General features: G+C 65.1%; 11 protein-coding genes. 5 read left to right on the top strand and 6 right to left on the bottom strand.

Annotation, left to right across the window (positions count from 1 at the left end; all coding sequences use genetic code 11):
- Positions 1-459: 459 nt before the first annotated feature.
- A complete protein-coding gene (locus AC3A35_RS21950) occupies positions 460-1,704 on the top strand; it encodes a cystathionine gamma-synthase family protein (RefSeq protein ID WP_487438515.1) in 1,245 nt (414 codons plus the stop codon).
- Positions 1,705-1,813: 109 nt separating this feature from the next.
- Here the strand turns inward: AC3A35_RS21950 and pdxR are convergent, their stop codons facing one another.
- Complete coding sequence (pdxR, locus tag AC3A35_RS21945) at positions 1,814-3,313, bottom strand: MocR-like pyridoxine biosynthesis transcription factor PdxR (RefSeq protein WP_487438513.1); 1,500 nt, start codon at positions 3,311-3,313, stop codon at positions 1,814-1,816.
- 27 nt (positions 3,314-3,340) lie between these two features.
- Between pdxR and AC3A35_RS21940 the strand changes: the two genes are divergently transcribed.
- The 4 genes from AC3A35_RS21940 to AC3A35_RS21925 are packed head-to-tail and all read left to right on the top strand — an operon-like array spanning position 3,341 to position 5,234.
- Positions 3,341-4,024 carry an FMN-binding negative transcriptional regulator gene (locus AC3A35_RS21940; RefSeq protein ID WP_487438512.1) on the top strand — a complete coding sequence of 228 codons (684 nt, stop codon included), beginning with the start codon at positions 3,341-3,343 and terminating at the stop codon, positions 4,022-4,024.
- 37 nt (positions 4,025-4,061) lie between these two features.
- On the top strand, positions 4,062-4,433 hold the full coding sequence (locus AC3A35_RS21935) for an antibiotic biosynthesis monooxygenase family protein (RefSeq protein ID WP_487438511.1): 372 nt from the start codon (positions 4,062-4,064) through the stop codon (positions 4,431-4,433).
- A 50-nt stretch (positions 4,434-4,483) separates the two neighbouring features.
- Positions 4,484-5,101 (top strand): LysE family translocator, encoded by a 618-nt coding sequence (locus AC3A35_RS21930; RefSeq protein WP_487438509.1) that lies wholly within the window; start codon positions 4,484-4,486, stop codon positions 5,099-5,101.
- A 34-nt stretch (positions 5,102-5,135) separates the two neighbouring features.
- A complete protein-coding gene (locus AC3A35_RS21925) occupies positions 5,136-5,234 on the top strand; it encodes a helix-turn-helix domain-containing protein (RefSeq protein WP_487438521.1) in 99 nt (32 codons plus the stop codon).
- A gap of 244 nt (positions 5,235-5,478) precedes the next feature.
- Here AC3A35_RS21925 and AC3A35_RS21920 read toward each other — a convergent pair whose 3' ends face one another.
- From AC3A35_RS21920 to AC3A35_RS21900, 5 genes are all read right to left on the bottom strand, one after another.
- Positions 5,479-6,357, bottom strand: coding sequence for an AEC family transporter (locus AC3A35_RS21920; RefSeq protein WP_487438508.1), 879 nt, complete (start codon positions 6,355-6,357; stop codon positions 5,479-5,481).
- Between the two features lie 178 nt (positions 6,358-6,535).
- Complete coding sequence (locus tag AC3A35_RS21915; protein ID WP_487438506.1) at positions 6,536-7,429, bottom strand: NAD(P)-dependent oxidoreductase; 894 nt, start codon at positions 7,427-7,429, stop codon at positions 6,536-6,538.
- 54 nt (positions 7,430-7,483) lie between these two features.
- On the bottom strand, positions 7,484-8,743 hold the full coding sequence (locus AC3A35_RS21910; protein ID WP_487438505.1) for a TRAP transporter large permease: 1,260 nt from the start codon (positions 8,741-8,743) through the stop codon (positions 7,484-7,486).
- On the bottom strand, positions 8,740-9,306 hold the full coding sequence (locus AC3A35_RS21905) for a TRAP transporter small permease (RefSeq protein WP_487438503.1): 567 nt from the start codon (positions 9,304-9,306) through the stop codon (positions 8,740-8,742). The genes AC3A35_RS21910 and AC3A35_RS21905 overlap by 4 nt, the downstream gene beginning before the upstream one ends.
- Complete coding sequence (locus AC3A35_RS21900) at positions 9,303-10,274, bottom strand: TRAP transporter substrate-binding protein (RefSeq protein ID WP_487438502.1); 972 nt, start codon at positions 10,272-10,274, stop codon at positions 9,303-9,305. The genes AC3A35_RS21905 and AC3A35_RS21900 overlap by 4 nt, the downstream gene beginning before the upstream one ends.
- Between the last annotated feature and the right edge of the window lie 54 nt (positions 10,275-10,328).

The raw sequence follows: 10,328 nt of genomic DNA, 5'->3' as shown, positions 1-10,328 counted from the left end.
GAAGCTCTATCGGTATCCTGCGCCCCTGGACTTGACGCCAAGATGGCCGGACTTCTGCCGGATGACCGCGTCGAGTGACGGCTCCGCCCAGCGAGCGGACCGAGAGAGGGCACGCGGACGACCGTCACCTGTGGGTCGAAATGACTCATCGGCGAGCGGCGGCTTACGGGTACCGGACCTCCAACGGCGGCTTTCCGGCGATGAATTCGAAGAGTTGTCGGTCGCAACCCGACCTATTGCCGTCATTGGTTGCCTCAAAGGTTCAGTGGCATCTCACGGAGTAGATCAGTCACCAAGCACCACCAGTTTCAGGCAGTAGATCGGCCAAACAGCCTGCCGTGACGTGTCCGCTATTAAGCCTGATAGTGACTTAGACTTGAGGCAGAGGCGCCTTCATGCTGATCTCCAATCCTGCCATTGCGGCAACATTTCGTTCATTTCCGAATGGGTACTCCCACGATGTATTCATCAGCCGACAATCGTGCGCTCAGCACAGATAACGTCCATTCCGACCGCCGCTTCGGGGTCGCGCACGGAGGAGTCCACCAGCCGATCCACACCTCGGTGCAGTACGGCTTCGATCGCGTCGAAGACCTGATCGGCGCTTTTCAGGGCACCTACAAGGGCGGCTACCAATACGCGCGTCAAGGCACCCCTACCACGGCCGCGCTCGAGACCAAGATCACCGCGCTGGAGGACGGCGTTGGAACGGTGTGCTTCGCGACGGGCATGGGAGCGATCGCGGCGACCTTCCTCACGCTCCTGCGTGTAGGCGACCATCTTGTTGCGAGCCGGTACATCTTCGGCAACACGAACAGCCTTCTCGGCACTGTCGAGGGCCTGGGGATCGCCGTCGACAAGGTCGATGCTTGTTCGGTAGAGGCCGTCGCCGCGGCAATCCGGCCGCAAACGCGCATGGTGTTCGTCGAGACCATCGCCAATCCGCGCACGCAGGTCGCGGATCTTGCGGGCATCGGTCAGCTATGCCGCGAGCGCGGGCTCATCTATGTCGTTGACAATACGATCACCTCGCCGGCGTTGTTCCGGCCGCGCTCGGTGGGTGCGAGCCTGGTGATCAACTCGCTGACCAAGACCATTGCCGGCCACGGCGATGCACTCGGCGGCGCCGTGACGGACACCGGACTGTTCGACTGGGCGCTCAGCCCGAACATCTTTCCGTCGTATCGCACCGGAGATTCCAAAAGCTGGGGGCTGCTGCAGATCCGCAAGAAGGGCCTGCGCGACATGGGCGGCACGATGTCGTCGGATCAAGCGCACCGCATCAGCATCGGCAGCGAGACCTTGGCGCTGCGGGTAAAGCAGACCAGCAGCACCACGCTCGCCCTGGCGCGGTGGCTCGAACAGCATCCGAAAGTTGAAGCGGTCCACTACCCGTTCCTGTCGTCACACCCCGAACAGGCGCGCGCCAAGGACCTCTTCGCTGCCGGTTCGTGGCTGCTGAGCTTCGAACTGCGCGACCCGTCGTCGATGATAGACGTGCTCAACCGCCTCACCCTGCCGATCAAGGCCACGGGCCTGGGCGATACGCGCACCTTGATCATCCCGGTTGCGCCGACCATCTTCTGGGAGGCGGGCCCGCAGGCGCGCGCGGCGATGGGCATTGCCGAAGGCTTGATCCGCGTGTCGGTCGGGCTCGAAGACGAAGCCGACCTGATCGCCGACTTCGACCGCGCGCTTGAGTAACCAGCTTTCACGGAAACAGAACACGCCCTCAGGCAATGCCTTCCGATGCTTGTAAGCAACGCGTCGCACACGAGTCGGCTGATGCGCTGGCCCGAGCGACAAGCTTGCCTTACCGGTCGATCGGCGCCAAGCCCAGCCCCGCAATCACCGCGGCCAAGGTACGTATTCCTTGCTGGATCTGATCGGCCGTCAGACTGGCATATCCCAGGATCAGCCCGGCGGGCCGAGGTTGCGCGCGTGACTGCGGCCTGGCAAACAGCGGAGACACCGGGTAGACGCCCGCGCCCTTGTCGCGGGCAGCGGCCACCAGTGCGGGCTCATCCTCGGGCCACAGGGACGGCAGCCACAGCACGATATGCAGCCCAGCCGCCGTACCGCTGACCTGTGCGTCGCCAGGCAGGTGGCACGCGATGGCATCGAGCAGTGCCGCACGGCGACGCTCGTTCTCGCGACGTACCCGTCGCACGTGGCGCTCGTAGGCGCCACTGTCTATCAGCGAAGCCAGCACGCGCTGCTCCAGCACGGGCGCATGGCGGTCGGCCAGCCGCTTGGCTTGCCGGAACACCGGTACCAGTTCGCGCGGTAGCACTAGGTAGCCGAGTCGCAGCTGCGGCGACAGTGCCTTGGAGAAGGTGCCGATGTAGATCACGCGGCCGTCGGTGTCGATCGACTGCAGCGCGTCGATCGGGCGCTGGCCGTAGCGGAACTCACCGTCGTAGTCGTCCTCGACAACCCATGCGCCGTGTCGCTGCGCCCACTGAAGCAACTCCCGGCGCCGGCCTACGGGCAGCACGCCCCCCAGCGGGAACTGATGCGACGGCGTCACGTACGCCAGGCGGATGCGATCGTCCCGGGGCAGGCTGGCGGTATCCAGGCCGTGCCCGTCCACCGGGACGGCCAGGAGCGTGGCGCCGGTTGCCTCGAAGCAGCGTCGCGCCATCAGGTATCCAGGATCCTCGAAGACGAATGCGTCGCCGGCATCCAGCAGCAGCCTCGCACACAAGTCGATGGCCTGCTGGGAGCCGTGCACCACGAGGATCTGCTCGGCGTCACAGGTAAGTCCCCGCGCACGCCGTAGATACCGCTGAAGGGAGCGGCGCAGCGCCATGTCACCTTCGGGTGCGACGTAGTACAGGCTGTGTTGCTGGTGCAGCAGTTCGGCCTGATAGGCGCGCCGCCAGACCAGCGGCGGAAAGTCGCGAGAGGCCACTGCGCCATACAGGAAGTCAAAGGGAACCGGTTCGGCGGGAGCCAAGCCTGACATCCCGCTTTCGGCCACACGACGGCCAAACTCGGACAGGGAGGGTGCAGACCCGGCGCTCCGGGCTGCGGTCACCGCGCTCGGTGCAGGCGCCAGCGGTGCGCTGGTGACCCGGGCAACCCGCCCTGTAGAGGTGACAAGAAAGCCCTCGGCCGCGAGCTGTTCGTAGGCGGCGGTGACGGTGGTGCGCGATACCCCCAGCTCGGCAGCCAGGGCTCGCGTAGACGGCGCCGGTGTACCCGGGGGCAGCGTGCCGTCGGCGATCTGAGCACGCAGCAGGTCGTAGATGCGGCGTCCTGCTCCGGTGGCACCGGGGCGTTGGTCGGTCGACTGGAAAAACTGGCCCATAAATAATCGTTAAAACTGGATCTTCTAATGGTACCGGTTGTGAGTGACAGTGAGCGGATTCCGTCGTCGTTCATTCGCCTGCCCACCATGTACCTACCTGCCCACTTTGCTGAAACCCGACCTGAAGAGCTCGGCCGCATCATCCGCGAGCACCCGCTCGGTATGCTGGTCACACAAGGGAGCGCCGGCCTGGATGCCGACCACCTCCCATTCGAGTTTGACGCTGGCGAGGGAACGCACGGCGTACTCTCGGCCCATGTGGCCCGCGCCAACACGCTGTGGCAGCGCTGTCCCACGGGCACCCCGGTCATGGTCGTGTTTCGCGGTGCCGAGGCCTACATCTCGCCCAACTGGTATCCGAGCAAGCACGAGGAACACCGCCAGGTGCCGACCTGGAACTACGAGGTCGTGCACGCGCACGGCACGCTCACTGTGCATGACGACGAGCGCTTCGTTCGCCGCATCGTCGCGCGCCTGACGCGGCGGCACGAGGCGGCCGAACCCAAGCCCTGGAAGATGGGAGATTCCGCGCCCGAATACATCAACAGCCAGCTTTGCAGCATCGTAGGCATCGAGATCGCGATCACCGCGCTGGTGGGGAAGGTCAAGCTCAGCCAGAACAGGGAGGTGCGTGATCGCCTCAATGCCGCCGATACCCTTCAGGCGCGGGGGTGCGGCGGAATGGCATCGGCCATGCGCAAGGCCGGATGAACAACACACAACCATGTCGATAAGCCCCCGCAGACCCATGTACACATCTACCTTCACCTTCGCCAAAGGCGAGTTCGACGACGAATTCCACACGCTCGACAGTGCAATCGCCCAGATTGCGAAATCCATCCCTGGCTACCTGGGCGAAGAGAGTTGGGAGAACCCGTCGACGGGGCTCATCTCCAACGTGTACTACTGGGAAAGCATGGATGCCCTGCAGGCCCTTGTGGAGCATCCGACACACATCGCGGCCAAACGCCGGCAGGCACAGTGGCTCAATGGCTATCGGGTCGTCATTGCCGAGGTCGTAAGCAGCTATGGTGATGGCGGCATTCCACACCCGCTCGCTCACCTCGCGCCGCCCGCCCGGAACCCGTCCCATCCCGGCCCGGGTGAAACCTGCGCATGACAGGTCCAGCCCGCTAGCGACAAGACGCCCCACGGAAATGAACCAATACCATGTCATTCATCCCCTTCCTGATCGTCGCCCTTGTCCTCGCCATTACGCCTGGTCCGGGGATCGCCTACGTCGTCGCCCGCACCGTTGCGGGCGGCCGCCCGGAAGGTTTGGCCTCGTGTGTCGGGACGGGCATTGGCGGATTGCTCCATGTGCTTGCGGCGGCGCTGGGTCTGTCGCTGGTCATTGCCCAGTCCGCGGTAGCGTTCAGCGTGCTCAAGTACATCGGCGCGGCCTATCTGGTGTACCTGGGCATTCGCATGTTGCTGCGCACGGATCAACCGATCACGGTTGAAGCCATGGCGTCTCACGGTGCGCGCCGCGCCTTGGTCGAGGGCATCATGGTTGAAGGTTTGAATGTCAAGACTGCGCTGTTCTTCCTGGCGTTCCTGCCGCAGTTCGTCACGCCGGGCGACCCCCTGGTGCCGCAGTTGGGGCTGCTTGGCAGCATCTGCGTCGCGCTTAACACGCTTGTCGATGTCATGGCGGTATTCGCTGCGCACCGCTTGCTCAAGTCAGGCGCCGCCCGCGCTACGCGAGCCCGATTGATGACCCGCGCGTCGGGTATCACCATGATCGCATTGGGCGGCTTCCTGGCGCTGGCACGACGCGACGCGTAGTGAGGCGCACCTCGATCGCGAGCGCGCGGTCTGCATACTTAAAGCGCTCGTGGAAGCCGTCGGCGACAAGGCCGAGGCCGCACGCCGGCTCGGCATCAGCCGTGCGACGCTGCACCGTGAGCTTCAGCGCTAGCCTTTGCCGCTGTGACGGTCCGGACGCCTACATGGCAAGACCGCAAATTCATGTCACCCTCTCCGCTTCATGCCGCTGCGCTACCTGCAGCGGCCGCCGGTGGATCCGATCAAGATCGATCAGCCCTTCATTGCCCCGATCCTGCAGAGCCGGAGGTCGACGGCAATCATTCACTTGTCAGCGCAGACCCGCGGCCTGCTTCCGTCTAGCTCGACGACGTGGATTGTGCCGGACCTTCAACTCGTCAGGCTGCGAGCCTGAAGGCGAGTGCTGCGGAAATCGAGAACAGCGCTAGCAGGTTGCCCAAGATCACGATCGAGGCAACCTGTGCCGGGTCCTGTGCGTAGCGCTCGGCGAACATGAAGTTGAGCACGGCCGGGGGGAGCGCACCGAACACCAGCAGCACGTCGGACTCGAGTGCCGAAAGGCCGAACGCCAGGCAGAACAGGTAGGCGATCAACATTCCTGTCAGCGGGGTTGCGATCGCGCCGACCATGCCGATGCGCCACTCGGCAAACGGCGCGGTATTGAACCGGACGCCCAGCGAAAAAAGCATCAGGCCGGTCGACACGTCGGCGATGATCTTCATCGCCGACATGAAGGGGGGCCAGAGCACGATGTCGGACAGGCTGACGACGACGCCGGCCAGCCCGGCGACGACGACCGGCTCGCGGAAGATGCGCCAGAGTTTGGCGTTGTGCCCGAGCCAGTAGGTCGCGATCGAGAAATGCAGGATGTTCTCGACCAGGAACAGGATCACCGCCGCGGGCAGCACCTTCTCGCCGAAGGCGAACAGGAGCAGCGGCAAGCCCATGTTGCCGGCGTTCTTGAACATCATCGGCGGCAGCAGCGTCTTCGGCGCGTAGCCCATCCGGCGCGCGATCGGCCAGCCCAGCAGGCCCGATCCGAGCACGATCACGAAGCCGCCGAGCGCAATCATCTGCAGATCGGCGAACGCGAATGAGCGTCCCGCGAGCGCCGAGAAGACCAGTGCGGGGACGAAGATGCCCATGTTGACCTGATTGGTCGCAATCATGTCGGGCCGGTGCTTGCGGCCATAGAGATAGCCGATACCGATCACGGTGAAGATCGGAAAGACGATGCTCACGATCTGGACGAACATGCACGATCCTCGGTGTCACAGCGGCGTCTGTCTGCACCCGCGCGTTGGCAAGGCATCGCGCTTGGTCATATGCATGGTGCGGGGCAGGTCGTGGTCAGGGGAAACGCATGCCGTCGCTGAGGCGCTTGCCTCCAGTCGGCGCATGAGTTCAATCGATGCGGACCCGGAGATCAAGGATTCAGGCGGGCGACAGCGCGGTGGTGCCGTTCAGGGCGTAGTAGCTCCGGATGACCTGGCTGTCGTCCGCTCTTCCCTCACCGCGCCCCGAGGTCGCAAGGAACAGCTGATGCGCGATCGCCGCGATCGGCAAGGCTGCCTGTGCGTCCCGTCCCGCTTCGAGGACGATGCCCAGATCCTTGACGAAAATATCCACCGCACTGGTGAGCTCCGGGTCGGCCTGCAGCATGCGCGGACCGCGATCCTTGAGCATCCAGCTCGATGCCGCCGAGCCGCTCATGATCTCGAGCAGCACGGCGAGGTCCACACCAAGCTTGGCCGCCAGGGCGAAGGCTTCGGCAACGACCGCGATATGCACCCCGCACAGCAACTGGTTGACGGCCTTGACCGTGGCGCCCTGGCCGGCGCGCTCGCCGACATGAAAGATGCGCCGGCCGATCGCCTGGAACACCGGCTGCAGGGCGTCGAAGGTGGCGCGCTCGCAGGCGGCCATGATGGTCAGCGAACCCGCGGTGGCGCCGGCGGTGCCGCCCGACACCGGCGCATCGACGAAGCGGCGGCCCGCAGCGGTGACGCGCGCGGCGATGCGCTCGACCGCGGCCGGCGGACAGGTCGCCGTCAGGCAGACGATGCCGCCCCCGTCCATTGCCTGCAGCACGCCGTTGTCGAACAGCACCTGCTCGGCCTGGGCCGCGTTGACCACCATCAGGATCAGCACCTCGGTGCCGCGCGCCGCGCTCGCCGCATCGGCCGCAGGCTCTGCGCCGGCTGCAGCCAGTTCAGCCAGCGCGGCGGGATTGAGATCGATGCCACGCACCCGATGGCCGGCGGCGAGCAGGTTCTTCGCCATCGGCAACCCCATCGAGCCGAGCCCGGCGAATGCAATCGTGTTCATTGAAGCGTCCTTATCAAAGCGCCGGCCCCCTGCTGCCGCAGGGGCCGTGCCGGGTCAGTAGAGGGTGAAGGCGGGCACGAAGGAGATCAGGCCGAGCACCGTGATCGCCACCAGGTAAAAGGGCCACAGCTCACGCACGACTGCACCCACTTTCTCGCGAGAGATCGCCGCCGCGATGAACAGCGTGGTGCCGACCGGCGGGGTGAAGAGGCCGAGGCTCAGATTGACCGCCATCATGATGCCGAGCTGGACCAGGTCGAGACCGATCGCGTTGCCGATGGCGACGAAAGTCGGGCCGAGCAGCAGGATCGCCGCCGGCAGGTCGAGGAACATGCCCACCGTGACCATGATCAGGTTCAGCATCAGGATGACCATCCACGGCGACTTCAGGGTTTCTGCCGTCCACTCGGCCACCGCGGTCGGCACCGCTTCGACGGTCAGCACGTAGCCGACCAGATTCGAGGCCGCAATCACCAGCATCACCACGCCGGTTGTGACCGCGGTGTGGAGCAGCGCGTCGTAGAGCCGACGCAAGGTCAGATCCCGATACACCAGCATGCTCACGATGAGGCCGTAGAACACCGCCAGCACGCTAACCTCAGTCGGCGTTGCGATGCCGGCGCGCAGCAGGATGACGATGAAGGCCGGCATCGCCAGCGCGGGTGCGGCGGCAAAGGTGGCGCGGAGCACGCCTTTCAGCGTGACCTCGCCGGCCAGGCGCTGGAAACCGCGCAACCGTCCGGACAGGTAGCAGGTCAGCATGAAACCGCCACACAGCAGCAGTCCGGGCAGGATCCCCGCCATGAAGAGCGCGGCGATCGACTGGTTGGACACGGCGGCGAACAGGATCAGCGGGATCGAAGGCGGAATCAGGCCGGCGATCACCGAGGACGAGGCCGTGGCTGCGGCGGCGAACGCTCCGGGATAGCCTTCACGCTTCTGCCAGGGGATCAGCATTGAGCCCAGCGCCGAAGCTTCTGCCACCGCCGAGCCGGACACGCCGCCGAACACGGTCGAGCCGACCACCGTAACCTGACCGAGACCGCCGTGGAAGCGGCCGACCAGCATGGTGGCGAAGTGGATCAGCCGCTGACCCAGCGTGCCGCCCATCATCAGGCTGCCCGACAGCATGAAGAACGGAATCGCCAGCAGCGGGAAGCTCTGCGTGGGCTGGAAGATCTTCACCACGGCCGCCACGCTCGGCATGCCGCCGACGGTGATCGCCGCCAGACCCGAACTGATTACCAGCGCGTAGCCGACCGGCAGGGCCAGCGCGAGCAGGGCCCCGAACACGAGAATCATCATGAGGGTCATACATCCTCCTCGATGTGATGGGTGCGCACGGCGAGCGGGTCGCTTGCCAGCAGCAGGTGGGCCAGAGTGGTCAGCGCGGTGATGCCCAGCCCGACGAAGCCGGCGATCAGGGCCAGATAGGCCCACTTCGCCGTGATGCCGGTGACGGGGAACACCTCGGTGCCAGTGATCTCGATAACGTCGAGGCCGACCCAGGCGAGATAGAAGAAGGTGGCTGCGATGAGCACCTGGTGGGCGATCAGCAGCACCCGGTTCCCGCTGCGCCCGATCATCCCCTGGATGGCGGTCACCGCGATGTGCTGGCCGCGCTGGGCGGCGAGCACGATGCCGCCCATGACCAGCCACGGGAACAGGATGTTGGGCATCTCGGTCGGCCAGCCCAGGCCCTGGTTGGTCAGGTAGCGAACGATCACCTCGGCCATCAGGGAGATGAACATGATGACCAGGGCGCTGATCGCGACCGCCGTAGCGGCGATCACGATTCCGTTGTCCACCCACTTCGCCACCGAAGCCAGGAGCCCCGAAGGCGCCACCGCGTTGGGAGAGGTGTGGGAGGTCATCATTGCTTCCCTGCCTCGCTGACGATCAGCTTGACCAGATCAGGATACTGGGCCGACCACTTGTCATAGACCGGCTTGGTCCTGGCGACGAAGGGGGCCTGCTCGATCTCGTTGATCTGCACGCCGACGTCGGCGATCTTCTTGCGCAGGTCGGCATCGGCTGCGAGCGACAGCTCGCGGTTGAACTTGCCGGCCTCGACCGCCGCCTCCTTGATCGCCTGCTGGTCGGCCTTGGACAGGCCGGCCCAGATCATCTTGCTCGCCAGCAGCGGCGTGGTCTCGTACTTGTGACCGGTCAGCGAGATGTACTTCTGGACTTCGTGCAGCTTGGACGAGTAGACGTTCATCAGCGGGTTCTCCTGGCCGTCGAACACGCCCTGCTGCAGCGCGATGTACAGTTCGGAGAAGGCCAGCGGTCCCGGATTGGCACCGAGCGCCTTGAAGATGTCCAGCGTCATCGTGTCGGGCGGGGTGCGCACCTTGATGCCCTCGAGATCTTCCGGCTTGGTGATCGGCCGCTTGTTATTGCTGGTGTGACGGATGCCGTTGTCCCACAGCGCGAGCAAGACCAGTCCCTTACTGTTCGCGGCCTCGCCGAGCTTGGCGCCGACCGGTCCGTCAACCACCTTGTAGGCATGGTTCAGGTCGCGGAACAGGAAGGGCAGGCCGATCAGGTTGAATTCCGGAACGACCCCGGCGGTGCTGCCCTGTGAGCTGGCGCTGAAGGCGAGCGAGCCCAGGCGCATGTTGGTGAGCGACTCGACGTCGTCGCCGAACTGGGCACTGCCGCCCACTTCCACCTTGACCCGGCCCGCGGTCTTTTGCGCTACCAGTTCGGCAAACTTCAGCGATGCTTCGGCCTTCGGGTTGCCCGGTGCCGCGTTGTGCGACAGACGGAGCACCTGCTGGGCCCAGCCCGTGGAGGCCGTCATGGCAAGCGTTGCTGCGAGGGCGATGAGCGTCTTCTTCATGGTTATCTCCTTCCAGTTCCTATCGGTGTGACGTGCGGAGCACGTGGTGCTCCG

This window comes from Azoarcus sp. Soil_N_20 (assembly GCF_057656155.1).
This window is presented reverse-complemented; position numbering and strand designations above follow the sequence as displayed.

Excerpts from the sequence above, each read along its gene's own strand:
- AC3A35_RS21910 (WP_487438505.1), bottom strand. The coding sequence starts at position 8,743 with ATGACCCTCATGATGATTCTCGTGTTCGGGGCCCTGCTCGCGCTGGCC.
- AC3A35_RS21930 (WP_487438509.1), top strand. The coding sequence starts at position 4,484 with ATGTCATTCATCCCCTTCCTGATCGTCGCCCTTGTCCTCGCCATTACG.
- AC3A35_RS21920 (WP_487438508.1), bottom strand. The coding sequence starts at position 6,357 with ATGTTCGTCCAGATCGTGAGCATCGTCTTTCCGATCTTCACCGTGATC.
- AC3A35_RS21935 (WP_487438511.1), top strand. The coding sequence starts at position 4,062 with ATGTACACATCTACCTTCACCTTCGCCAAAGGCGAGTTCGACGACGAA.
- AC3A35_RS21915 (WP_487438506.1), bottom strand. The coding sequence starts at position 7,429 with ATGAACACGATTGCATTCGCCGGGCTCGGCTCGATGGGGTTGCCGATG.
- AC3A35_RS21900 (WP_487438502.1), bottom strand. The coding sequence starts at position 10,274 with ATGAAGAAGACGCTCATCGCCCTCGCAGCAACGCTTGCCATGACGGCC.
- AC3A35_RS21905 (WP_487438503.1), bottom strand. The coding sequence starts at position 9,306 with ATGATGACCTCCCACACCTCTCCCAACGCGGTGGCGCCTTCGGGGCTC.
- AC3A35_RS21940 (WP_487438512.1), top strand. The coding sequence starts at position 3,341 with ATGGTACCGGTTGTGAGTGACAGTGAGCGGATTCCGTCGTCGTTCATT.
- pdxR (WP_487438513.1), bottom strand. The coding sequence starts at position 3,313 with ATGGGCCAGTTTTTCCAGTCGACCGACCAACGCCCCGGTGCCACCGGA.
- AC3A35_RS21950 (WP_487438515.1), top strand. The coding sequence starts at position 460 with ATGTATTCATCAGCCGACAATCGTGCGCTCAGCACAGATAACGTCCAT.